The sequence below is a fragment of the Kribbella sp. NPDC005582 genome, from assembly GCF_040605415.1.
GTDB lineage: Bacteria > Actinomycetota > Actinomycetes > Propionibacteriales > Kribbellaceae > Kribbella.
On the sequence record NZ_JBEXCU010000007.1, the window covers coordinates 437,762 to 460,850 of the forward strand.

21 protein-coding genes are annotated in these 23,089 nt (G+C 67.5%); 6 read left to right on the forward strand and 15 right to left on the reverse strand.

Features of this window, described 5'->3' with window-relative positions:
• Nucleotides 1-34: 34 nt before the first annotated feature.
• Both ABZS29_RS33825 and ABZS29_RS33830 read left to right on the forward strand, forming a co-directional pair.
• Nucleotides 35-1,135 (forward strand): DUF3866 family protein, encoded by a 1,101-nt coding sequence (locus tag ABZS29_RS33825; RefSeq protein WP_355468275.1) that lies wholly within the window; start codon nucleotides 35-37, stop codon nucleotides 1,133-1,135.
• A 31-nt stretch (nucleotides 1,136-1,166) separates the two neighbouring features.
• A complete protein-coding gene (locus tag ABZS29_RS33830) occupies nucleotides 1,167-1,622 on the forward strand; it encodes a hypothetical protein (protein ID WP_355468277.1) in 456 nt (151 codons plus the stop codon).
• Nucleotides 1,623-1,655: 33 nt separating this feature from the next.
• Here ABZS29_RS33830 and ABZS29_RS33835 read toward each other — a convergent pair whose 3' ends face one another.
• From ABZS29_RS33835 to ald, 10 genes are all read right to left on the reverse strand, one after another.
• Complete coding sequence (locus tag ABZS29_RS33835) at nucleotides 1,656-2,624, reverse strand: FKBP-type peptidyl-prolyl cis-trans isomerase (RefSeq protein WP_355468279.1); 969 nt, start codon at nucleotides 2,622-2,624, stop codon at nucleotides 1,656-1,658.
• A 142-nt stretch (nucleotides 2,625-2,766) separates the two neighbouring features.
• A complete protein-coding gene (locus tag ABZS29_RS33840; RefSeq protein ID WP_355468281.1) occupies nucleotides 2,767-4,041 on the reverse strand; it encodes a GNAT family N-acetyltransferase in 1,275 nt (424 codons plus the stop codon).
• A gap of 52 nt (nucleotides 4,042-4,093) precedes the next feature.
• On the reverse strand, nucleotides 4,094-5,455 hold the full coding sequence (gene pafA / locus ABZS29_RS33845) for a Pup--protein ligase (RefSeq protein ID WP_325056951.1): 1,362 nt from the start codon (nucleotides 5,453-5,455) through the stop codon (nucleotides 4,094-4,096).
• A 78-nt stretch (nucleotides 5,456-5,533) separates the two neighbouring features.
• A complete protein-coding gene (locus ABZS29_RS33850; protein WP_355468283.1) occupies nucleotides 5,534-6,268 on the reverse strand; it encodes a pseudouridine synthase in 735 nt (244 codons plus the stop codon).
• Nucleotides 6,261-7,916, reverse strand: coding sequence for an SMC-Scp complex subunit ScpB (gene scpB, locus ABZS29_RS33855; RefSeq protein ID WP_355468285.1), 1,656 nt, complete (start codon nucleotides 7,914-7,916; stop codon nucleotides 6,261-6,263). Before scpB ends, ABZS29_RS33850 begins: the two co-directional genes overlap by 8 nt.
• Nucleotides 7,913-8,884: a segregation/condensation protein A gene (locus tag ABZS29_RS33860; RefSeq protein WP_355468287.1), complete on the reverse strand. Its 972-nt coding sequence runs from the start codon at nucleotides 8,882-8,884 to the stop codon at nucleotides 7,913-7,915. The genes scpB and ABZS29_RS33860 overlap by 4 nt, the downstream gene beginning before the upstream one ends.
• Before the next feature lie 2 nt (nucleotides 8,885-8,886).
• Nucleotides 8,887-9,252: a hypothetical protein gene (locus tag ABZS29_RS33865; RefSeq protein WP_355468289.1), complete on the reverse strand. Its 366-nt coding sequence runs from the start codon at nucleotides 9,250-9,252 to the stop codon at nucleotides 8,887-8,889.
• Complete coding sequence (locus tag ABZS29_RS33870; protein ID WP_355468290.1) at nucleotides 9,237-10,274, reverse strand: AAA family ATPase; 1,038 nt, start codon at nucleotides 10,272-10,274, stop codon at nucleotides 9,237-9,239. Before ABZS29_RS33870 ends, ABZS29_RS33865 begins: the two co-directional genes overlap by 16 nt.
• Nucleotides 10,275-10,491: 217 nt before the next feature.
• Nucleotides 10,492-11,421, reverse strand: a complete 930-nt coding sequence (xerD, locus tag ABZS29_RS33875) for a site-specific tyrosine recombinase XerD (RefSeq protein ID WP_355468366.1) — start codon at nucleotides 11,419-11,421, stop codon at nucleotides 10,492-10,494.
• Nucleotides 11,418-12,533: an alanine dehydrogenase gene (gene ald, locus ABZS29_RS33880; RefSeq protein WP_355468292.1), complete on the reverse strand. Its 1,116-nt coding sequence runs from the start codon at nucleotides 12,531-12,533 to the stop codon at nucleotides 11,418-11,420. Before ald ends, xerD begins: the two co-directional genes overlap by 4 nt.
• A gap of 276 nt (nucleotides 12,534-12,809) precedes the next feature.
• Between ald and ABZS29_RS33885 the strand changes: the two genes are divergently transcribed.
• Together ABZS29_RS33885 and ABZS29_RS33890 are read left to right on the forward strand one after the other, a co-directional pair.
• Entirely contained in the window at nucleotides 12,810-13,640 is an 831-nt protein-coding gene (locus tag ABZS29_RS33885) for an LLM class F420-dependent oxidoreductase (protein ID WP_355468294.1), read from the forward strand.
• A 93-nt stretch (nucleotides 13,641-13,733) separates the two neighbouring features.
• Nucleotides 13,734-14,429 carry a DUF4386 family protein gene (locus ABZS29_RS33890; protein WP_355468296.1) on the forward strand — a complete coding sequence of 232 codons (696 nt, stop codon included), beginning with the start codon at nucleotides 13,734-13,736 and terminating at the stop codon, nucleotides 14,427-14,429.
• 21 nt (nucleotides 14,430-14,450) lie between these two features.
• Here the strand turns inward: ABZS29_RS33890 and ABZS29_RS33895 are convergent, their stop codons facing one another.
• A complete protein-coding gene (locus tag ABZS29_RS33895) occupies nucleotides 14,451-14,867 on the reverse strand; it encodes a cupin domain-containing protein (protein WP_355468298.1) in 417 nt (138 codons plus the stop codon).
• 28 nt (nucleotides 14,868-14,895) lie between these two features.
• Between ABZS29_RS33895 and ABZS29_RS33900 the strand changes: the two genes are divergently transcribed.
• Complete coding sequence (locus ABZS29_RS33900; protein WP_355468300.1) at nucleotides 14,896-15,483, forward strand: hypothetical protein; 588 nt, start codon at nucleotides 14,896-14,898, stop codon at nucleotides 15,481-15,483.
• Here ABZS29_RS33900 and ABZS29_RS33905 read toward each other — a convergent pair whose 3' ends face one another.
• The 3 genes from ABZS29_RS33905 to ABZS29_RS33915 form a co-directional block, all read right to left on the reverse strand.
• Nucleotides 15,484-16,203 (reverse strand): peptidylprolyl isomerase, encoded by a 720-nt coding sequence (locus ABZS29_RS33905; protein WP_355468301.1) that lies wholly within the window; start codon nucleotides 16,201-16,203, stop codon nucleotides 15,484-15,486.
• On the reverse strand, nucleotides 16,200-19,517 hold the full coding sequence (locus ABZS29_RS33910) for a GH92 family glycosyl hydrolase (RefSeq protein ID WP_355468303.1): 3,318 nt from the start codon (nucleotides 19,515-19,517) through the stop codon (nucleotides 16,200-16,202). Before ABZS29_RS33910 ends, ABZS29_RS33905 begins: the two co-directional genes overlap by 4 nt.
• 113 nt (nucleotides 19,518-19,630) lie before the next feature.
• Nucleotides 19,631-22,192, reverse strand: a complete 2,562-nt coding sequence (locus ABZS29_RS33915; protein ID WP_355468305.1) for a GH92 family glycosyl hydrolase — start codon at nucleotides 22,190-22,192, stop codon at nucleotides 19,631-19,633.
• 98 nt (nucleotides 22,193-22,290) lie between these two features.
• Between ABZS29_RS33915 and ABZS29_RS33920 the strand changes: the two genes are divergently transcribed.
• Complete coding sequence (locus ABZS29_RS33920; protein ID WP_355468307.1) at nucleotides 22,291-22,641, forward strand: VOC family protein; 351 nt, start codon at nucleotides 22,291-22,293, stop codon at nucleotides 22,639-22,641.
• Between the two features lie 119 nt (nucleotides 22,642-22,760).
• Here the strand turns inward: ABZS29_RS33920 and ABZS29_RS33925 are convergent, their stop codons facing one another.
• Nucleotides 22,761-23,087 carry a hypothetical protein gene (locus ABZS29_RS33925; RefSeq protein ID WP_355468309.1) on the reverse strand — a complete coding sequence of 109 codons (327 nt, stop codon included), beginning with the start codon at nucleotides 23,085-23,087 and terminating at the stop codon, nucleotides 22,761-22,763.
• Nucleotides 23,088-23,089 lie beyond the last annotated feature (2 nt).

The window sequence follows — 23,089 nt, forward strand, 5'->3', positions numbered from 1 at the left end:
ACCGAACAGGTGTTCGGACGACTAGGGTCGCGTTGTGATTCGGTGGCGTGATGGTGTGGTGGCGCAGGTCGGGCGGAGCTGGGCAGGTGCGGTCGAGCTGACAGTGCTCGTCGGTGAGCAGCCGGTGCGCGCGCTGGCCTACCCGGAGCTGGTCGGTACGCCGGTCGCCGGTGACCGCGTGCTGCTGAACGTCGGAGCGCTCGACAAGGGCCTCGGCACCGGCGGCTACGCCCTGGTGGTGGCACTGCCGGACCGTCTCCCGGAGGACCCGCCTGAGGGCGGGCATCTGGTGAAGGCGCGCTACACACCGTTGCAGGCGATGGTGATGGGCGCCGACGACCAGGAGTCGCCGGACCACGACGTACTGCGGGATGCGGACGACCTCTTCGGTACGCCGGTGGTCGTGGCCGACCTGCACTCCGCTCTGCCGGCCGTACTGGCCGGGGTTTACGAGGCGCGGCCGAACACGCGGATCGTCTACGTGATGACCGACGGTGGGGCGTTGCCGCTCGCGTTCTCGCGCACTGTGGCCGCGCTGCGCGAGGCGGGCTGGCTGAGCAGCACAGTGACCGTCGGCCAGGCGTACGGCGGCGACCGCGAAGCCGTGACCCTACACACCGGACTACTGACCGCTGTGCACGTGCTGGCGGCGGAGCTCGTCGTAGTGACGCAGGGACCGGGCAACCTGGGGACGGGGACTCGCTGGGGCTTCAGCGGAGTGCAGTCCGGCGAGGCAGTCAACGCCGTCCAGACGCTGGGCGGCCGCGCTGTGGCGTCGCTGCGGATCTCTGAGGCTGATCCCCGGCCACGGCACCGCGGAATCTCGCACCACAGCCTCACGGCGTACGGCCGGGTCGCACTGCAGCCGGCGGACATCGTCGTACCGGATCTGGACGGCGCCTTCGGTGATGCGGTCCGTGACGCCGCCGAGCCGCTCAAAGCGCGCCACCGCGTCGTACGAGTCGGTGTGGACGGCCTGTACGACGCCATGCTGGCCGCACCGGTCAAGCTGTCCACCATGGGTCGCTCACTCGACGAGGACCGCGCGTACTTCGAGGCAGCGGCTGCCGCAGGCCGTCATGCGGCCGGACTGGTAGACGTACCACCACTGGAAGTGTGGTCACAGGGCTCCTGAGCGCAACGCCGTACTGGGTCAGCCTGGGAGCATGACAGTTCTCGTACGCTCCCCAGGACCGCTGACCGCGCGATGGGCCACGCTGCTCTGGCTGCTCGCTGTCTGCGCCGGAGTAGCGGAGTCCGTGGTCGGAGTCGTCGGTGCGATCGGTGACGGCGTCGCCATGCCCGCCATCGCCGCCCAGATCGCCATCAGGACCCTCCTGTACGGCGCCCTGTTCGTCGTCATCGACCGCTACTTCCAGCGCGGAGTCGCGTGGTCCCGGTACCTGCTGGCCGGCCTCCTCGGCACCGTCGGCATCGTCTCACTCGTCCTCGCTCCGATCGGCTGGCTCCTTGACCACGACTTGAGCAGCCTCGACTGGGGTCCGCAGTTCCTGCTGACCGCCGTACTGCGCAGCGTGCACCTGACCGCCGTACTGACAGCTCTCGTGCTGTCCTTCCACCCCGACACCAACCGCTGGTTCAGCAACGCAAAAACCGCCTGACCACGTCGGTGGTCAGGCGGTCTTCGGCAAGTACTACTGGCCCTGCTGCTTCGGGGCCGGGAAGGCGTTCAGGACGTCGATGACCGCGAACGCGTTCACCGCCTTGCCCTTCGCGTCCTTGGTGGCGGGGAGCTCGACCAGGACGCGGCTGCCGATCGGGATGCCGGCGAGACCGTCGAGAGCGCCGGTCTGACCGCCCGGGCCAGGACCGACCTGGAGCTGGTCCGTCGGGGCGCCGGGCTGAGCCGGTCCGGTCTGGCTGGCGGGCTGGCCGTCCCAGGTGCTGGCCTGCTTCTTACCGGTGTAGTCGTAGACGACGTAGCGGCCGATCAGCTGGCTGCCCTTCTCGATCGGCTTGCCCTTGCCGAGCGCGACGACGACCGGCTTGCCCGGCTTCGCCGGCGGCTTGGTGCCGGCCGGGACGGCCACCTTGGGCTCGGCGTTCAGCTCGCCGGTGACCTTGATCTTGGAGTCCGCGGAGGTGACCGGCTCGGCGTCGAGCTTGGTGTCGTTCGCGGCCGCGCCGACCAGGTCGACGACGAAGATCAGCGTGTCGTCGCCCTTGATGCCGGCCTTCTCGTTGCCCTCGGCCTTGTAGCCCTTGTCGGACGGGATCGAGAGCATCACGCGGCTGCCGATCTTCTTGCCGACCAGACCCTCGTCCCAGCCGCCGATGACGCCGCCGACGCCGATCGGGAACGACGACGGAGCACCGCGGTCGTAGGAGTTGTCGAAGACCTTGCCGTCGCGCCAGATCTGGCCCAGGTAGTTCGCGGTGAGCAGCTCGCCCTTCTTCACCTCGGGGCCGTCGCCCTCCTTGAGGACCTCGGTCACCAGGGTCTTGTCCGGCTCACCCTCGCGGTGCGTGATGGTCGGCTTCTGGCCGAACTCCGACGTCACCTTGATCCCACCGGCTCCGAAGTCGTCCTTCTTGTCGGAACCACAGGCCGCCATCGACGACCCCAGGGCCACCACTGCGACCAGACTCAGCAACTTGCGCACGAACCAGCACCTCGAAACATCCCGGCGCGATCCGCGCCATTCGATCGACGGTCAACAACGCGGACCACCCTAGCTTGCGCACGCAACCGCGCCAGTGGTCGCCTGCGTCACCATTGGGTCACACCACGTACAGTCACGCGCCTCAGAAGCCGACTGCGTTGTGCGGTGCGCGGTCCGGTCGCAACAGAGCGTCAAGCCGAGTCACCGCTCCAGCGGTGTACTCGGTGATCCGCCCGGCGTCACGGAACTCACTGGCGCGGACTCCGCCGAGGTACAGCGATCCCAGCTCGTTCACAGTCAGACTGACGTCCGCCCTCGCCCCCGGCGCCGCCGTACAGGCTGCTCCGTCTGGTGACGCGTCCAGCGCCCAGCTGACGCCATCCACCTCTAGAACGAGCGCACCGGTTGCGGAGTAGGTGCGTGCCTCCAGAGCACGTCGTACGTCGAGGATGTTGAGCCAGAGGTTGTCGCGCGTCCGGGTGAGCTTCAGGGCACGTGAGTTGGTCAGTATCCAGCGCAGGGGCTCGTCCACCGGTCGCCGTGCGGCCACCACTCGTTTGGTCAGGTCGAAATCGAGCAGGAGACCCCATAGCGCTCGGTAGGCATTCTGGTTGAGCGCTTCGAACGCCTCGACCTGCAACTCACCCGCGTGCTCGGGATCTGGCGACCATGGCAGCCGGAAGATCGCTGCGCCGTCCACCTCACCTGCTGCATCGCGGTGGATCAGGTGGTACGCCGGTCCGCTGCCGTCTGCCGGCAGAGCGCCATCACCAAGCCCGCTCCACTTCCCGGGCAGCGGACTGACCTCACCGACTCGCACTGCGCGCACCTGCTCGTGCAGAACCGGCCACACAACCGCTGCCTCAGCACCGTCGACCAGTTCCAGCTGTCCGGGGTCTGTGAATGGCGTCTGGAACGCGACATCGGTACGCCGTACCTCCCACCGGTGCTGGAAGGTCGCCGGAGAGAACCCGTACCGACCGTAGATCGTCGCCTCACTCGCACTGAGCCCAGCCAAGAACTCACCACGCTCGCGGCAGTCGTCCAGCATCGCGGTCATGATCTTCCGCAGCAGCCCGCGCCGCCGGTACGTCGGCAGCACAGCCGTCGATGTGACTCCGCCCATCGGGACCTGCCGACCGCCGGGCAGCGTGAGCTCGACCGACACGATCGCGGAACCGCCGGCGATCTTGCCGTCCACGAACGCCGCTTGTGGGCGGAACCAGTCGGTCAGCAGGCTCTCGGCGTACTGGTCGAGCTGCTCGGGCGTTGCCTTGCGCTGCGGCGGGTTGACCGCGCGACCGGCGTACCAGGCGGAAGGTTCCGGTTCTTCCTGCGGGAAGCCGTTCACGTACGGCAGGACCTGCAGGTACTCCGTGGCCTCGGCTCGGGTGATCGGCCGGATCTCGATCGTCATGCCTTCTTTCTAGAAGGCCCGACCCCGACCGGTCACCCGATTTAGCGCTCGGCTACATGCTGGCGATGAGCTTCTCGACGCGCTCGTCGTGGGACTTGAACGGGTCCTTGCACAGCACGGTGCGCTGGGCCTGGTCGTTCAGCTTCAGGTGCACCCAGTCGACGGTGAAGTCCCGGCGGCGCTCCTGCGCGCGCTTGATGAACTCACCGCGCAGCCGCGCCCGCGTGGTCTGCGGCGGCACCGACTTCGCCTCGAAGACGCGCAGGTCGTCGACCACCCGGGTGACCGCGCCGCGGCGCTCGAGCAGGTAGTAGAGCCCGCGCGGCCGGTGGATGTCGTGGTAGGCCAGGTCGAGCTGGGCGACCCGCGGGCTGGCCAGACCGAGGTTGTTCTGCTGGCGGTAACGCTCGATCAACCGGTACTTGATCACCCAGTCGATCTCGCGCTCGATCCCGGACAGGTCGCCGGACTCGATCGCCTTCAGGCAGCGCTCCCACAGGTTCAGCGCCCGCTCCACGGCCGGTGTCCCCAGCTCGCGGCGGTCGACGAAGTCGCGCGCCTTGTTCAGGTACTCCCCCTGGATGTCCAGGGCGCTCGCCTCGCGACCGTTGGCCAGCCGGACCTCGCGGCGACCCGTCATGTCGTGACTGATCTCGCGGATCGCCCGGATCGGGTTGTCCAGGGTCAGGTCGCGCATCACGATGCCGGCCTCGATCATCCGCAGCACCAGGTCGGTGCTGGCCACCTTGAGCAGCATCGTGGTCTCGGACATGTTCGAGTCGCCGACGATCACGTGCAGCCGGCGGAACCGCTCGGCGTCCGCATGCGGCTCGTCGCGCGTGTTGATGATCGGCCGGGACCGCGTCGTCGCGCTGGAGACGCCCTCCCAGATGTGCTCGGCCCGCTGGCTCACGCTGTAGACCGCACCGCGCGGCGTCTGCAGCACCTTGCCGGCCCCGCAGATCAGCTGCCGGGTGACCAGGAACGGGATCAGCACATCGGCCAGCTTGGCGAAGTCGCCGTGCCGGCTGACCAGATAGTTCTCGTGGCAGCCGTAGCTGTTCCCGGCCGAGTCGGTGTTGTTCTTGAACAGGTAGACGTCACCGAAGATGCCTTCGTCGTGCAGCCGCTTCTGTGCGTCGACCAGCAGCCCTTCGAGGATCCGCTCACCGGCCTTGTCGTGCGCGATCAGGTCGGTGACCGAGTCGCACTCGCCGGTCGCGTACTCCGGGTGGGAGCCCACGTCGAGGTAGAGGCGTGCCCCGTTGCGGAGGAAGACGTTACTGCTCCGCCCCCAGGACACAACCCGCCGAAACAGGTACCGCGCCACCTCGTCGGGGGTCAGTCGGCGCTGACCGCGAAAGGTACACGTGACGCCGTACTCGTTCTCCAGTCCGAAGATTCGCCGGTTCACATCCACCACACTACGTCCCGCCTCCGACAACCGTGCGCTGTCTCAGGCGCGCCGCGACCCGGCGTTATCCCTTTGTGGTCAGAGATCGACGATGTCGAGCAGCTGGCCGAGCTCCTTGGGATCGAGTTCGCGGAGCTCGCCGGTGTGCAGGTTGCCCCGGCGTACCGGGCCGATCGCGGTGCGGGTCAGGCGCTTCACGGGGTGCCCGATCGCGTCGAACATGCGGCGAACGATGCGGTTGCGGCCCTCGTGCAGGGTGATCTGCACCAGGGTGCGGCCGCGGATGCTGGACATCTCCTTGACCGTGTCGGCCTGGGCCGGGCCGTCGTCGAGATTCACGCCGTCGAGGAGGCGGCGCAGGGTCCCCGGCTTCACGTTGCCCTCGACCTCGGCGACGTACGTCTTCGAGACCTCGTACGACGGGTGCGCGAGGCGGTGCGCGAACTCACCGTGGTTCGTGAGCAGCAACAGCCCCTCGGTGTCGGTGTCGAGCCGCCCGATGTGGAACAGCCGCTCCGGCCGGTCCTGCACGAAGTCCGCGATGCACTCGCGCCCTTCGGGGTCGGCCATCGTCGTGACGACGCCGCGTGGCTTGTTGAGCACGAGGTAGACATGCGCGCTGGTCGGCGGGATGCGCTCGCCGTCGACCCGGATGACCGAGACCGCCGGATCCACCCGCGTCCCGAACTCGGTCACCACCTTGCCATCGACCTCGACCCGGCCCTGCTCGATCAGAATCTCGGCATTCCGCCGGCTCGCGACCCCAGCCTGCGCCAGCGCCTTCTGCAGCCGAATACCCTCGTCGTCACTCACCCGGCGCACGCAACTCTCTGTCTGTTCCAGCATTCGGTACGTCCGCGGAGCCGATCTCCTCGGCAGTCTGGTCGTACGGGTACCACCGGCTCTGCGCCGGAGCGTCGTCCGCCGGGATTTCGTCCTCGGTCCCGGAGGTCGGCTCAGGCTGCTCGTCCGCCGAAGCCATGTCGTCTCCGGAGGTGTCCGTCTGGTCGGAATCGGATTCAGCGGAGGAGCCGTCGGACTCGATCTGCTCGGTCGCCGTGACGTCGGCGTACTCGGGTTCGGGCTCGTCCTCGGACGACTGTTGAGAGGACTCAACCTGCGTTGGCGTCGTGAAGTCGGCGTACTCGGGCTCTTCTTCGTCGTCGTCCTCGGTGTCCGTGGGGGTGACGACGGGTGGGGCCAGGTCGTTCTCGAGGGGGCCGCTCTCCTCTTCCTCTTCCGGCTCGGCGGGCTTCGCCTCTTCGGCGGCCGGCGGGAGGGACTGGGCGGCGAGCTCGTCCTCGATGTCGTCCATGTCAGGCAGGTACGGCGCGAGCTCGGGCAGGTCGTCGAGCGACTGCATGCCCATCCGCTCGAGGAAGAACGAGGTGGTGCGGTAGAGCGTCGCCTGCGACTCAGTGTCGGCGCCGGCCTCTTCAACCAGACCGCGCGCGATCAGCGTGCGCATGACGCCGTCCACGTTCACGCCGCGAATGGCAGAGACGCGCGCCCGGCTGACCGGCTGCTTGTACGCGACCACCGACAGCGTCTCGAGCGCCGCCTGCGTGAGCCGTGCCTGCTGCCCGTCGAGCACGAACCGCTCCACGAACGCCGCCGCCTCGGGGCGCGTGTAGTACCGCCACCCACCACCGATCTCCCGCAGGTCGAACCCACGCCCCTGCTCGGTGTACTCCCCCGACAACTCAGCCAGCGCCGCCGCCACATCCCCCGACGGCCGCCCCACCGCCCGCGCCAGCGTCAACACCGGCAACGGCTCGTCCGTCACCATCAAGATCGCCTCGATCGCCCGACGCATCGTCTCGTCGTCGATCACCACCTCGTCGCCGACCGGCACCTCAGTCTGCCCAGGCGGCAAATGCTCTTCCCCCGGTACGCCGTCCCCGCCGTCACCAGCCGGTACGTCGTCGTCTCCACCAGCCGCTGCGTCGTCCGCACCCGCCGGTACGTCGCCGGCGTCACCAGCTGGTACGTCGTCGTGTCCACCAGCCGGTGCGCCGTCCACACTCGCCCGCGCGTCGTCGGCGCCCGCACCACCCGGTACGTCGTCGGCGGCGTCGTCACCCAACCCGGCGTCGCCCGACTCCACATCCACCGACGTGTCGTCCGCACCCGCGTCAACCGCCGAAGCGTTGTCCGCCGAGTCAGCGTCCACCGGAGACGTGCTCTCGGGGGTAGTGGGTTCGGAGAAGGTGGTGTCGCCCTGCTCGGAGTCCGCCAAGGCGGTGGCGCCGGAGGCGTCCGAGGCGGTGGGCTCGCCGTCGTTGCCCACCGAGGCGGTGGCGCCGGAGGTGTCCGAGGCGGCGGGCTCACCGGAGTTGCCTGCCGAGGCGGCGTCCGCCGGAGCCTCGTCCGCTTCCGACGTAGTGACGTCCTGCGCCTCGTCTACCTGCGACGTGGCATCGGTCGACTCTTCGGCTGAGTGGGGGGTGTTGGGGGTCACTGGGGCACCGTCTCGTGGGGTGGTTCGGGCTGGGCGGTGTCTTCGGTGAGGGAGTCGCCGGGCTCCAGGAACGAGTCGTCGTCGGTGACTGTGGGGGCTTCGCCTTCGTCGGAGGGCTTGGCGGCTTCCTCGTCGAACTCGTCGCTGACGGCGATCTCGCCGTCGTCGGGGCCGGTCCAGCGGATGGTGAGTTCACCCAGCGGCGTGACCTGGTCGAAGGAGACGTCGGCGGAGCGGAAGAGCTCCAGCAGGGCCAGGAAGCGGCAGACCGTGGTGACGGTGTCGGGCGAGTCGGCGACCAGCATGCGGAACGTCGTACTGCGCTGGCGGCGGAGGCGGTCGACGATGACGAGCGCCTGCTCGCGGACCGTGACCGCGGGGGCGTGCAGGTGGGCGAGCGAGACACCCTCGGGGATGTTGTCCTTCGGCGCCAGCGCCTTCTGCGCCAGCAGCATCAACCCGTTCGGATCGATCCCGAGCAGCACCTCAGGCAGCAGCTCGGCGAACCGCGGTTCGACACCGACCGAGCGCGGGAAGCTCTTGGCCTGCTGCGCCATCCGCTCCTGCACCAGAGCAGCGATCTGCTTGAACGCGCGGTACTGCAGCAGCCGCGCGAACAACAGGTCTCGCGCCTCGAGCAGCGCGAGGTCCTCGTCGTCCTCGACCTCGCCCTTCGGCAGCAACCGCGCCGCCTTCAGGTCCAGCAGGGTCGCCGCGATCAGCAGGAACTCCGACGTCTGATCCAGATCCCACTCCGACCCCAGCGCCTTGATGTGCGCGATGAAGTCGTCGGTGATCACCGACAACGCGATCTCGGTGATGTCCAGCTTGTGCTTGCTGATCAGCTGCAGCAGCAAATCGAACGGCCCGTCGAAGTTCTCCAGGTGAACCTCAAAACTCTTGCCCTCGGCAACAACCGGTACGGCGTCGTCGCCGGCGCCGATCTCCAAGGGCAGGGAGTCCGCCACGGTCACTCCGACGCCTTGAGCCGCCGTACCAGCACCGAGTCCGGTCCGTGGTCGACGAAGTCGGCCAGCAGGACGTCGATCGCCTCCCGGACGATCCGGCCGCGGTCCGCGCTGAGGCCGTGTTCGGCCCGCAGCGCCAGCCGCACCTGTTCCAGTCCGAGCAGCTCTTCCTCCGTCACGTACACGGTGATCTTCGTGTCGTGGCGGATCCGTCCACTGGATTTCCGGTCGTCGGCGACCGCCGTGCGGGATCGCACGGAGCTCGACGCCGGTCCGTCAGTGGTGGTGCGCTTCTCGGGTCTGGTCTGCTGCGGTGCCGTACCCCCGAAGAGTTCACTGGCACCTGGCAGGCTCACCCGGCGGGACAACGCGCGAGCACCTCCTTGGCAAGGTCGCGGTACTGCGTGGCCGCTTGGGACGAGGGCGCGTACGTCGTGATCGGTTCGCCGACGACCGTGGTCTCGGGGAACTTCACGGTGCGCCGGATGACGGTGTGGAAGACCCGGTCGTCGAAGGCCTGGACGACGCGGTCGAGCACCTCACGCGCGTGCGTGGTGCGCCCGTCGAACATGGTGCCGAGGATGCCGACGATCTCCAGCTTCGGGTTCAGCCGGTCCTTCACCTTGCCGATCGTGTCGGTCAGCATCGCGAGCCCGCGGAGCGCGAAGAACTCGCACTCCAGCGGCACGACGAGACCGTTCGACGCGGTCAGGGCGTTCACCGTGAGCAGACCGAGCGAGGGCGCGCAGTCGATCAGGATGATGTCGTAGTTCGGGATGATCGGCTCGAGCACCCGCTGCAGCGTGTACTCACGGGCGACCTCCTGGACCAGCTGGACCTCGGCCGCGGACAGGTCGATGTTGGCCGGCAACAGGTCGAGGTTCGGCACCCGGGTCGGCTGGATTACCTCGGCCGGCGTGATGTCGCGCTGCATCAGCAGGTTGTAGACCGACAGTTCCAGGTCGTGCGGCTGCACGCCGAGGCCGATCGAGGCCGAGCCCTGCGGGTCGAAGTCGATCAGCAGCACCTTGCGGCCGGTCTCGGCGATCGCGGCGCCGAGGTTGATCGTGGTCGTGGTCTTGCCCACGCCACCCTTCTGGTTGCACATGGCGATCACCTGCGCCGGACCGGTCTTGGTCGGCGGCAGGGGCTCCGGCAGGTCCGGCATCGGCCGGCCGGTCGGCCCGATCTTGCGCGGGCCGCTCAGATCGCTCACAGGTGCAAGGTCCTCCGCGGTGAGCTTGGCCGTGGGCCTCGGCATCGCCGCATAGTTCTCGGGTGGGGTCAAAGTGGTGCGCTGGGGCGGCGCGCTCGGTTCGGCAGGCGTCGCCGGCTCGGACTGCGCGCCGTCGAAGTGCTGCTCGGTGCCCGGGAATGTCGACTCGTTCATGACTCGCCAAACCTTTCAACCGATACGGGCGACGCAAGCGACTGTAAGCGTGCATTCAAGCACTCTCAAGCGGCCACTCCGCACCCGGGTCGAGCGGTTTACGGTCGGCATTCCACAGGAGGCCGATCACCCCGTTGCGGTGACCGACTGTGAGCAGATCATTGCACACCGTCGAGATTCACCGCGCACCGGGGTCTACTCTCTCACGAGTCGCCGCCTAGGAAAGCGCGCGCGGGTGCGATGTCGCGTAGACCTCACGCAGTTTGTCCACTGTCACCAAGGTGTAGACCTGTGTAGTCGTCACCGACGCATGTCCGAGCAGCTCCTGCACAACTCGTACGTCGGCGCCCCCGTCCAGCAGGTGCGTCGCGAACGAGTGGCGCAGCGTGTGCGGGGAGATCTCTTTCGCGATCCCGGCTCGCTCCGCCGCACGCCGCAGTACTGTCCAAGCACTCTGCCGTGAGAGCCGACCACCGCGCGCATTCAGGAACAGAGCGTGCGTACCGCGTCCTCTGGCCACCAGATCAGGACGCCCACGCACCTGGTACGCCGAAAGCGCCTTGAGCGCGTAGGTGCCGACCGGAACAACCCGCTCCTTGCTGCCCTTACCGCGCAGCAGCACCGCACCGACCTCGAGGTCGACGTCATCGACATCCAGTCCCACGGCCTCAGAGATGCGCGCACCAGTCCCGTAGAGGAACTCCAGCAGCGCAGCATCCCGAGTAGCCAGTACGGCGGGCTCCGCCTCCGCACCGGCCGCCGCGGCAAGGATCCTGGTCACCTCGTCGACGGACAGAGCCTTCGGCAGCCGCTGTGGCGGTGCCGGCGGCTTCACCGCTGCGGCCGGGTCGGTCGCAGTCAGCCCTTCCCGCAGGCAGAACTTGTGAAAGCCCCGCACTGCAACGACGGTGCGTCCCGCGCTGGAAGCAGTGAGCGGCGGGTGGTCCTCGTCGCCCTCACGCAACCGCATCAGGAAGTCACTCACCACTGCCTCGGTGACGCGACCGAGATCGTCGATCCCGGTCGCGGCGAGGTAGGCGCCGTACCGGCGCAGGTCACGCCGGTACGACGCCAGGGTGTTCGCGGCGAGGCCGCGTTCGACGGTCAAGTGGTCGAGGTAAGCACCAACCGCACGGCTGATGCTCAGACCAGGACCTCGTCCAGCTTCAGCTGCGAGACGTCGTGCGCCTCCGCGACCGGACCGTAGGTGACGTGGCCGTCGTAGGTGTTCAGGCCGAGCGCCAGGCTGTGGTCCGACTTCAGCGCCTCCCGCCAGCCGAGGTTGGCCAGCTCGATCGCGTACGGCAGCGTCACGTTGGTGAGCGCGTACGTCGACGTGTTCGGCACCGCGCCGGGCATGTTGGCGACGCAGTAGAACAGTGAGTTGTGCACCTGGTAGACCGGGTCCGCGTGGGTGGTCGGACGCGAGTCCTCGAAGCAGCCGCCCTGGTCGATCGCGATGTCGACGAGCACACTGCCCGGCTTCATCTTGCTGACCAGTTCGTTGCTGATCAGCTTCGGCGCCTTCGCACCGGGGACCAGCACCGCACCGATGACGAGGTCGGCCTCCAGGGCCGCGCGCTCGATCTCGTAGGCGTTCGAAGCGATCGTCAGCAGGTGACCCTGGTAGATCTGGTCGGCCTGGCGGAGCCGTGCGATGTTGCGGTCGAACAACTGCACCTGGGCCTGCATGCCGAGGGCGATCGCCGCAGCGTTCATCCCGGAGACACCGGCGCCGAGAATGACCACGCGGGCCGGGTGCGTACCGGAGACACCGCCGAGCAGCACACCACGCCCACCACCGCTGCGCATCAGGTGGTAGGCGCCGGACTGCGGCGCGAGCCGGCCGGCGACCTCGCTCATCGGGGCCAGCAGTGGCAGCGAACCGTCCGGCAACTGCACCGTCTCGTAGGCGATACCAGTGACGCCGGCGGTCAGCAGAGCGTCGGTGCACTCCTGGCTGGCGGCCAGGTGCAGGTACGTGAACAGCACCTGTCCCTTCCGCATCCGGTGGCACTCCTCGGCGACCGGCTCCTTCACCTTCAGGACCAGTTCGGCTTCACCCCACACCTCGTCGGCGGTCGGCACGATCCGTGCCCCGGCCGCGACGAACTCCTCGTCGGGGATCAGCGATCCGCTGCCCGCGCCCTGCTCGATCAGAACCTCGTGCCCGTGGCGTACGAACTCGTGCACACCGGACGGCGTGATGGCCACCCGGTACTCGTGGTTCTTGACTTCCTTCGGAACTCCGACCTTCACTGCTTGCCCTTCTTTCCTTCCAGGAGGACGGCGCACATCGTTGTGACCGCGGCCCGGCGGTGAGCGGATGATGCCAGGTCGCTGCCGAGTGTATGCCCGCAAGGGGCATACCACCTGACTGGATGGTCTGATCGCCAAGTGACCGGCAAGTAGCGTTCCGGGTCACCTTTGACGTGACAACCATCATTGACTCGGGCCCCGTCCCACGGGAGATGCTTGGACCTACCCGACCGCCCCGGGTGCGCCTGGACAGTGGGATGACGAGAGGGGTACGACGTGGCGATCGAACTGGGACGCTTCGGGGTCTGGCACGGTGCGCAGCACTGGGGTCCGGAGCTCGCGGCCGGGCTGGAGCAAGCCGGGTACGGCGCGCTGTGGCTGGGCTCGTCCCCGGGAGCCGGTCTGCGCGACGCCGAGGTGTTGCTCGCTGCAACGAGTTCTGTTGCGGTCGGCACCAGCGTGGTGAACATGTGGAGCTCACCGGCGGCGGATGTGGCGGAGTCCTACCACCGCCTCGAGGAGGCCGCGCCGGGGCGGTTCCTGCTCGGTGTCGGGATCGGGCACCGGGAACACAGCGCGGGGTACCGGTCGCCGTACGAGACGATCGTGTCCTACCTGGACGAACTGGACGACGCGAAGGTGCCGGTGGAGCGCCGGGCGCTGGCCGCACTCGGTCCGAAGGTGCTGCAGCTGTCGGCTCGGCGTACGGCCGGAGCACTGCCGTATCTGACGACTCCTGAGCACACGCGGGAGGCACGTCGCAGTCTGGGCGGCGGAGTGCTGCTGGCACCTGAGCAGAAGGTGGTGCTGGAGACCGATGCGGACATCGCTCGGACCACAGCGCGCGACTACCTCGCTACCTATCTGGCACTGACCAACTACGTCAGCAACCTGAAGCGGCTCGGTTTCACCGACGAAGACATCGCCGACGGCGGTAGCGACCGGCTGGTCGACGCACTGGTCCTGCACGGCTCCGCGGTCGAGATCGCCGAGGGGCTGAACGCCCATCTGGAGGCCGGCGCCGACCACGTCGCGATCCAGCAACTAGGGCGAGAGGGCATCGACCTGCTGCCCGGATACGAGGCGTTGGCAACGGTTCTCCAGTAGGTGCATCGCGCCCCTTGACGGCCGGGCGAAGCGGAGGAATATCAGCAGTAGACGCACCACATTTCGTGGTGTGCACACTGGAGGTGTTTCCCCATGACTGAGCGACACGAGTTGCGGTGGGGTGGCTTCGCCGGGCTGGCTTTCGTCGTCCTGGCTCTCCTGGGCAGGTTCCTGCCCGGCAACCCACCGAACGTCGACGAATCGCAGAGCACGATCACGAGCTGGATCGCCGACAACCGCGGCATGATGCTCACCAGTGCACTGATGTGGGCCGCGGCCGGTGGGTTGGTCATCTGGTTCGCGTCCGCCTTCGCCGAGGCGATGCGGGAGCGGGACGAGCGCAGTGACGTCCACCTGGCGCTGCTGGCGGGTTCGGTGCTGGTCGGTGGTGCGATCTTCGTCAATGCGGCGATGACCGGCGCGACCGCCTTCGGTATCGACGGCCGGGACGCCGCGCTCACGATGATGCTGTTCCAGCTGACGTCGGTGATGACGACGATGATCGGGTTCGCCGCAGCGCTGCCGCTGGCCGCGGCCGGCATCGGTGTGCTGCGCACACACCTGATGCCGAACTGGCTCGGCTACCTGGCCCTGCTGGCGGCAGTGGTGTCCGTCGCCGGCTCGTTCGGCATCTTCGCCTCGACCGGCACGTTCGCTGCCGGCGGCTTCCTGATGACCGGTGTCCCGTTGTTGCTCTCGGCCGTCTGGATCGCCTGCGCCGGCGGCTACATGGTCCGCGAGCACCTACCCGAGCTGACCACCGGGGAGGCCGCCGTACCGCAGATGTAACGGGCTACATGGTGCTGTGCTCTACATGGTGAAGTCAGCGAAGTCGAAGCCTGGCGACACCACACACGAAACGAGCACTTCTTGATCTCCGGCCGGCCGCGCGGCCTGCCAAGCGCCGGCCGGGATCACCACCTGTGGCTGCTCACCAGCCGCCACCTCAGGTCCCAGCGTGACCGACACCGCCTGCTCCGGCGATTCGCCGTACTGGAGCGTGAGCGGTCCCCCGGAGTGCCACAGCCAGAGCTCCGTCGACCGCACCGCATGCCACTGCGACTCCTCCCCCGGGGCAAGCAGGAAGTAGATCGCGGTAGCGCTCGCCCGCTCACCGTCGTACCCGTCGGGCTGGAAGCTCACCTCCGACCGCCACGTCTCGCGGTACCACCCACCCTCCGGGTGCGCTGTCAGTTCCAGCAACTCGGCAAGCTTCGGCTTCTCCATGACTCGATTGTCCGGCAGAGTGCGGGCCATGACTGAGCTGCCCTCGGAGTACCACCGCAGGCTGCCGTACGGCGAACGGATGTCGGCCGCGGAGTTGATCGGCCATCCGTTCTTCCCGTTCGAGGGGGAGGTGTCCGTGGTGCCGCTCGACGAGCCGGTGCTGCCGGAGCCACCTCGGTCGGGAGAAGTGGGTGGTGCGAGTTGTCACGGGTGCCTGCGGGACAAGGCGATCTGGGCCGACGACCAGTGGATGCTGAAGGCGTTCGACCCGACCGGGCTGCCGATGGTGGCGCTGCTGGTGCCAGTCGAGCATTACCAGCTGGACGACCTGCCTCCGGAGCTCACCGCGACCTTGGGACCGATGATCCAGCGAGTCGCTGGTGCGGTGCGACGGATCGACGGCGTAGGGCGCACGCATTTCAACCGGTGGGGTGACGGAGGTGCGCACTTCCACGTCTGGTTCCAGGCGCGGCCGCTCGGGATGATGCAGTTGCGAGGGGCGATGATCGCCGCGTGGGACGACATGTTGCCGAAGGTGCCGGCGGACGAGCATCTGGCCAACAAACGCACAGTGGCCGCCGCCCTGGCTGAGGGCGGCGGCCAGATGCTGGTCTGACTACCTGCTGCCGAGTGAGCGGGCGATCAGGATGTCGGTCTTGCGAACCGGCGGGCCGTCGAGGTTGTCCGGGTTGTCGGCGCTGATGACAGTGCCGGCGGCGGCCACCTTGTCGAGGGTCTTGAGGCCGAGGCGGTCGACCGAACCGAAGACGGTGTAGTCGGGACGCAGGCGGGAGTCGGCGAAGACCAGGAAGAACTGGCTGCCGTTGGTGTTCGGGCCCGCGTTGGCCATGGCGAGGGTGCCGCGGGCGTACACCTTGCGGGTGCCGGTGGTGTCGCCAGGCCAGTTCGGCAGGTCGGTCGGGAGCTCGTCCTTGTACGAGTAGCCCGGACCGCCCTCACCGGTGCCGCTCGGGTCGCCGCACTGCAGGACCTTGAGCGTCGGGTACAGCGTGAGCCGGTGGCAGGTGGTGAAGTCGTAGAACCGGCTCTTGGCCAGGTGCAGGAAGCTCTGCACCGTGCAGGGCGCCTTGGCGCGGTCCAGCGACAGCAGCATCGGTCCCTGGTTGGTCGCGACCACTACCTTCACCACGCCCTTGTCCGGCGTGTGCGCCGGGTCCGGCGGCAGCGAGACCGGCCGGGCCGGTGGCTCGTCCGGAGTCTTCGTGTAGCCGCACGGGCCGCTGGTACCGGTCGTTGGGGCAGCCTGCGCCGGCGTGACGGTCAGCAGACCGGCCACCATCAGCGTCGCCCCCGCGATCAGAGCCGTTACCTTCATGAATCTCCTCCCACTGCCACGGTGAAGAGCCGCAGGTCGCGGTTCTTCGGAAGCGTGATGCTCACCGGAGACCTGGTCAAGGCCACCGGTGCTGTGGCGAAGATATGTGTAGTCACGTTGTCACGGCCACCCCCGGACTCGTTCCGGTACGGCGTGGTCGCGACGATCAGGTTTCCGAAGTGCACCGTGTCCCCGCCACCGCCCAGTGTCCAGTCGCTGAAGGACAGGTCGATCGGCTGCGTACTGCCGTCGCTGAAGTTCAGCGTCGCGGTCCCCTGCTGGTTTCCGTTCACCGCGCTGCCGATGAACGACAGCTTCGTCGTACCGGCCGGCAGGTTCAGGTTGAGCAGCTGCCCGTCAGCAGGCACGTTGTCCGGATCACCAACCGGTACGTCGGGCCACGTAAACGTCAGTCCTTGAACGGAGCCGGTGCCACCTGGTGTCAGACCGGCCGCGGCCAGCGCCTGTCGGGAGTAGCTCACTCCCCCACCGTCGTAGTCGGCCTCGGTGTGGTCGCCGGCATCGTCAGAAGCGGCCGTGCCTTCACGCAGCACGAAGAACGAGTTCGGCAGCCCGACCACCACTGTGAAGCCCACCTGCGGCAGTGCGGTGCCATCGGCCGCCTTGACCGACACAGTCACTGGATAGCGGCCGTCCGGCGTACCGGGCGCGGCTGTGATCGTGATGGGCGCACTGCCGTCCTGCTCTACGCGGAAGGAGCCAGTGGCCGGGCTGGCGGTCAGACCGGCCGGCGTCTGCACTGTGTACGTGACGTCCTGCGGCGTACCGCTCAGGCGGTGCGCCTTGATCGTCACCGGTGTACTCGTGGCACCAGGTGCGATCACCACTCGGCTCAGGTCGGTCGACGTCTGGAACGGGATCTCCCCGGTACGCCACGACGGCGGTGCGTCGGCCGGCTTCGAGCCCCACGACACGTTGGCCGTCGTACCGAGTGTGAAGTCGAGAGTGCCGCCGTGTTTGACGAAGCTCTCCGGCAACCACGGCTTCGTCGACGTACGCCCGTTGACCTTCAAGGACTGCACGTACGGCGCGTCCGCGCCCGGAGCATTGATGCGGATCGTCCGGCCGCCATCGCGGTGAATCACAGCGCGCGGGAACAGCGGTGCGGCCACCTGCAGCTCAGAACGACTCGGTACGTCGGGGTAGAGCCCCAGCGCCGTCCACACGTACCAGGACGACATAGCGCCCAGGTCGTCGTTGCCAGGAATGCCACCGGTGCTGGTGTTCCACAGCTGAGTCATTGCCTGCCGCAACGTTTCCTGCGTCTGGTAGGGCTTGCCGATGTAGTTGTAGATCCACGGTGTGTTGATCGACGGCTCGTTGTCCATCTCGGCATGCAGCTCACCGGCCTTGGTCAGCGCCCACGTGCCATCCGGGTTCTTGAAGAACGCATCCAGCCGCTGGTTCGTCTTCGCCACGCCACCGATCGCATCGACCAGACCGGCGCGATTGTGCGGCACCATCCACGTGTACTGCGCACTGCTGCCTTCAGCGAACCCGTCACCCGTCGACGGTGTGAACCCTGGCCACGCGCCGTTCTCGTCCCGGTTCTGGACGTAGCCGCCGTTCTCCGGGTTGAACACGTTCTGCCAGTACTGCGACCTGTCCAAGAAGCGCTGGTACGTCGACTTGTCGCCGGTCCGCTGGGCCAGTTGGGCCAGCGCGAAGTCGGCGGTCACGTCCTCGAGTGTTTCGACCGCACCGCCCCAGGCGTTGGACTTGGTGGGGATGTAGTGCAGCGCGAGGTACTTGTCGAGGGACGGTCGCTGACCGATCGACATCACCGGCTTGCCAGCCGAGCTGAGGTCCTTCGCAGTCGGAACCGTCGCCGCCTGCACCAGCGACTTCAGAGCTCGCCGTACGTCGAAGTTGGTGCCACCGAACGCGTAGATGCCAGCCACCGCAGGAGCTGCCGGGTCACCGGTCATTACAGCCGTGCTGCCAGATGCATGAGTCCAGCGATCCCAGATGCCGCCGTTCTGGTCGGCCTGGTTGAGCAGCGACTGCGCGATGTCACCTGCCTTCTCCGGTTCCAGCAGCGCGAGCAACTGCACCTGTGACCGGTAGACATCCCAACCGGAGAACGTCGCGTACTGCGCCTTCTGACCACGGGCAACGCGATGCACCTTCTGGTCGAAGCCCCAGTACTGCCCGTTGACGTCGCTGAAGACGTTCGGGTGCAGCAGTGCGTGGTACAGCGCACTGTAGAAGGTAGTGCGCTGGTCGGTGCTGCCACCGGTGATCTCGACCCGGTTGAGCTGCTTTCGCCAAGCCTGCTTGGCTTTCGCGGCCGTAGCAGCCACGGACGTGCCCCGCGGGTTCTCGGCCCGCAGGTTGGCCAGTGCGTTCGCCTTGCTCACGTAGGAGATGCCGATGCGCATCGTCACCGTGCTGCTGTCGAACCCGACGTACCCGCCCGAGCCCTTGTTCGCCGGCATCCACCCGTCCGCGCCGTACGTCGTACCGCCGCGCGCGCTGGTGCTGTCCGGAGTGACCGTGCTGTCGGTCCAGGTGCCGGTGTTCTTGAAGGGCTGGTCGAACTCGGCGACGAAGTGCAGCGTGTAGTAGCTTCGGCGACCGACACTGGCCAGGTAGCCGCAGAAGTTGCCACTAGTCACCTCACCGGAGACAGTGCGCGTCTTCGGATCGATGCTGACCTGCGCATCGCTCGAGCCGACCTCGGAGTTGGACGTGCGGAACAGTAGCGACTTCGCCTTGTCCGCCGGAAACGTGAACGCGGCCGATCCGGTGCGTGGTGTGGCGCTCAGCTCGGCCGTAGCGCCCGAATCGAGCCCCACCTTGTAGTACCCGGCCTTGGCGACCTCATTGGCGTGGCTGAACGTGCTGGCGTAGACAGCGTCCTTGGCGTCGCTCTGCGGCGAGGTGGCGACCTCACCGACGTACGGGAAGATGGGGATGTCACCAGACCCGCCAGCACACCCAGTGCCGCTCATGTGAGTCAAGCTGAAGCCACGGATCTTGTTGGCCGAGTACAGGTACCCACCAGGCGCAGCCGTCCGGTAGGCGTTCCCCCGGCTGGTCTCCGGACTGAACGAGAACATCCCGAACGGCGACACCGCCCCGGGAAACACATCCCCGAGGTTCGACGTCCCGATCAGCGGGTCCACGTGCTCGGTCGGATCAGCCGACGTACTGGTGATGCGAGTAGGCGCGATGGCTTCCCGGAAGTCCAGCGGAGGCTGTGGTGTTGCCTGAGCCGCCGGGCTCAAGACGAGACCAACAGCCATCGTTGCGAGCACGGCTGTACTACGGCGCAGGGCGGTGCGCGACATAGGTGTTCCCCACCTTCGACGTCGGAACAGGGCGGTGTGACATCGTTGTCAGCTAGGAATACCCGCACACCGCGCACCGCGTCAAGCACTCAGAGTCAGAGCACTCGGACTGCTCAGGGAAGAGCCCAGTTCTGAGCGGCCGACCCGTTGCAGTCGTACAGCTGCAACTGGACGCCGCTGTCAGGCTTGCCGCCGGGGACGTCCAGACAGCGACCGGAAGGCGGGTTCATCAGCACACCGCCCGGCCGCGGCCACCACTGCTGGGCACCGCTGCCGTTACAGGACCACAGCTGGATCTTCGCGCCGTTGTCCCGACTGCTCGAGGAGACGTCGAGGCAGTGCCCGCGCGCACGCATCGTCCCGTCGGATGCCAGCGTCCAGGTCTGGTTGATCGTCGCATTGCAGTCCCACAGCGCCACCGGCGCTGCCAGCGTCGGCTCACCGCCGCGAGCGTCCAGGCACTTCCCGGCAACCCCCTTCACCGCAGTGCTGGTGCGCGGCTGGGCTGGGCCGACATCGAACGACGGCGGTGCGTCTGCAGCGGCACTCCCCCACGCTGTGTTCGGTGTGGCCCCGAGGGTGTAGTCGAGCGTGCCCCCGGTCGCGACGAAGTCCTCGGTCAGCCAGGCCCGGGTGGATGCCTGTCCGTTGACTCGCAGGCTCTGCACGTACTTCACGCTGTCCGAGGCGTTCGGTGCGTTGATGGTGATGGTCTTGCCGTTGCCACGGTCGATCCGGATGGTGGAGAACTGCGGGCTGGCCAGCACGAGCTCGGAGCGACCCGGTACCTGCGGGTACAGCCCGAGCGCCGCCCAGACCGCCCAGGACGACATCTGGCCGAGGTCGTCGTTACCGACCAGGCCGTCCGGCGTCGGCTTGTACAGCGACGTCAGCGCGCGCCGCACGACGTCCTGCGTCTTGTACGGCGTTCCGGCGTACGCATAGGCCCAGGGGATGTTGGCGGACGGCTCGTTGCCCAGGTAGGCGAAAGCCTTGTGCGGGCCGGCGTTGAGCTCACTGAAGAAGTTGTCGAGGCGGGAGTTGACTGCCGCGTCGCCGCCCATCATGTCGAACAGACCACGATAGTTGTGCGGCACCATCCAGGTGTACTGCGCGGCGTTGCCCTCGACGTAGCTGTCCTCCATCTCCGGGGAGAACGGCGGGAAGCTGAGGTCGGCGTTGCGTGGCTGAATGATGCCGTTGATGTGGAGGTTGCGCCAGCCCTGGGACCGGCGCAGGAACTTCTCCGCCTCGGGCTTGTGCCCGAGCCGCGCTGCGAGCTGGGCGACGGCGAAGTCGGCGACGCCGTACTCGAGTGTGGTTGCCGTCGGCCACGAAACGTTCGGCTGGTTGTAGGGGACGTAGCCGATCGCGTTGTACTGCTCGTGTCCCGGCCGCTGTTTCGGGTGATCGGCGCCGACGACCATCCGCCACCAGCCGTCGTTCGCGTCGAACGCCGTCGCGCCGAACGCGTAGAGGGTCGAGACGATCACCGGCATCGGATCACCGTTCATCACCTGGGTGCCGGAGTTCGCGTAGGTCCAGCGGTCGTAGTAGCCGGACTGCGCGGCCTGGTTCACCGCGGACTGCGCGATATCCGTCGCCTGGCCCGGCGCGATCAGCCCGAGCAGTGCGATCTGCGAGCGATAGATGTCCCAGCCGGAGAAGTTCGCGTACTGCGTGTGTCCGGCCGGCGCGGTGTGCACCTCCTTGTCCATGCCGACGTACTTGCCGTCGACATCGCCGAAGACGTTCGGGTGCAGCAGCGAGTGGTAGAGCGCGGTGTAGAAGGTCTTCAGCTGGCTGTCGGTACCACCACCGACGTCGATCCGGCCGAGCAACGCGTTCCAGTCGGCCCGCGTGCCATCGCGGACGGCGTCGAAGCTCCGGGTCCCGGTCTCAGCGGCCAGGTTCGCCTTGGCACCGTCGAGGCTGACGAAGGACACCGCCGCCTTGGCCTCCACCGTGCGGTTCGTAGTGGTGTCGAAGGAGACGAAAGCCGAGGCGCCGGTGGTGTTCACGCTGCTGAACGGGCGGTCGAAACTCAGGTGGAAGTAGACCCGGTACTGGGTGGATGCGAAGCAGAACCCACCGCTGTCGGCCCACCCCGAGATCGTGTCCGTCCCAACCGTCACCGCCCCCGTCCCGCCCGTCCCGGACTTGCCCGCGTCCACCGACAGCGACGCCTGCTGACCGGCCGGATAGGTGAACCGAGCGGCACCGCTGCGCTGCGTGGCCGTCAACTCGGTCCGCAACCCGTTGTCGAACGTGACTGCGTAGGCCCCGGGAGCGGCCGCCTCGTTCGCATGACTGAACCTTGACGACGCGACCGGAGCATTGCCGAGAACAGGCATGATCGGGATGTTCTGGAAGTTGATACAACCCGCACCGGACAGATGCGTCAGGCTGAATCCTTTGATCTGGTTGTCTGCGTAGGCATACCCGCTCTGCGTCGACGTGACAGTGTCAGGGCTCCACTGCAGCATCCCGAACGGCGCAACCGCCCCCGGGTAGGTGTTCGCTCGACCCCCACCATCCCCGAAGTCCGGCCCGCCGTCCTTCGTCCCCACCAACGGATTCACGTACTGCGCAGGGTCACTGACCTGCGGTGCCGCCTGCACAATCGGCGGCGCCACTGCGACGACAAGAGCGAAAGCAAGAGCTCGAACGAACATGACGGCCTCCGGGACGGTAGGCCGCCATGATTTCCCGGCCAACCCCCGCCGGCCACGCTTTCAACCCACGTCGAACGTGCCGGCGTTATCGTCGGCAGATGATCAACGGCGCGCACGTCATCATCTACAGCCAGGACGCCGAGGCCGATCGGACGTTCCTGAAGGATGTGCTGGGCTATCCGCATGTCGACGCCGGCCACGGCTGGCTGATCTTCAAACTCCCCCCGGCCGAGGTCGCGGTGCACCCGGCCGCCGGTGCGGAGTCGCACGAGCTCTACCTGATGTGCGACGACCTCGAGCAAACGGTCACCGAACTGACAGCCCAAGGTGTCGAGTTCGTCCGCCCAGCCGAGGACCAAGGCTGGGGCATCCTCACCTCGATCCGCCTCCCAGGCGGCGGCGAGCTGGGGCTGTACCAGCCCCGGCACCCACTGGCCTACGAAGTCTGACGAGCACTAGCCCTGACCACAGAGGACATGGACCGGCGAGCTGTCGAGCAGGACTGCCTGGGACGGGTTGGTTCGGCGGACGAGCGCAGATGCAGGGATCAGTACGCCCGCCCGCCGGTTCATGGGGTCGATCCGCCGACGATCAACGCGTGTGCGCCAGTCTCGCGATGCAGCCGCTGCAGTTTCGTCTCACCGTCGCCGACGGCGCTCAGGTGTACGTGCGCAAGCACGATCACCGCGGCGACCTTGCGCCGTCTCGCAACTTTGATCAGAGCATCGAACGCTGCCGGGTCAGTTGCCATCTCTTCAACGAACACGTGCCGCAGGACGAATCCGCACTCCTGGGCCGCTGCGGCGATCTGCGCTTTCGCACGGGCAAGCTCGCAGTGCGTCATCGCCGGATACTGCCGCAGGTAGCCAACTGCGAGCGTGCCGCTGGTGGTCATCG

What these genes read in the sequence shown, in the direction of transcription:
- ABZS29_RS33920 (WP_355468307.1), top strand. Translation starts at nt 22,291, where the DNA reads ATGATCAACGGCGCGCACGTCATCATCTACAGCCAGGACGCCGAGGCC.
- ABZS29_RS33830 (WP_355468277.1), top strand. Translation starts at nt 1,167, where the DNA reads ATGACAGTTCTCGTACGCTCCCCAGGACCGCTGACCGCGCGATGGGCC.
- ABZS29_RS33910 (WP_355468303.1), bottom strand. Translation starts at nt 19,517, where the DNA reads ATGTCGCGCACCGCCCTGCGCCGTAGTACAGCCGTGCTCGCAACGATG.
- ABZS29_RS33895 (WP_355468298.1), bottom strand. Translation starts at nt 14,867, where the DNA reads ATGGAGAAGCCGAAGCTTGCCGAGTTGCTGGAACTGACAGCGCACCCG.
- ABZS29_RS33900 (WP_355468300.1), top strand. Translation starts at nt 14,896, where the DNA reads ATGACTGAGCTGCCCTCGGAGTACCACCGCAGGCTGCCGTACGGCGAA.
- ABZS29_RS33905 (WP_355468301.1), bottom strand. Translation starts at nt 16,203, where the DNA reads ATGAAGGTAACGGCTCTGATCGCGGGGGCGACGCTGATGGTGGCCGGT.
- ABZS29_RS33890 (WP_355468296.1), top strand. Translation starts at nt 13,734, where the DNA reads ATGACTGAGCGACACGAGTTGCGGTGGGGTGGCTTCGCCGGGCTGGCT.
- ABZS29_RS33870 (WP_355468290.1), bottom strand. Translation starts at nt 10,274, where the DNA reads ATGAACGAGTCGACATTCCCGGGCACCGAGCAGCACTTCGACGGCGCG.
- ABZS29_RS33925 (WP_355468309.1), bottom strand. Translation starts at nt 23,087, where the DNA reads ATGACCACCAGCGGCACGCTCGCAGTTGGCTACCTGCGGCAGTATCCG.
- ABZS29_RS33915 (WP_355468305.1), bottom strand. Translation starts at nt 22,192, where the DNA reads ATGTTCGTTCGAGCTCTTGCTTTCGCTCTTGTCGTCGCAGTGGCGCCG.
- ABZS29_RS33840 (WP_355468281.1), bottom strand. Translation starts at nt 4,041, where the DNA reads ATGACGATCGAGATCCGGCCGATCACCCGAGCCGAGGCCACGGAGTAC.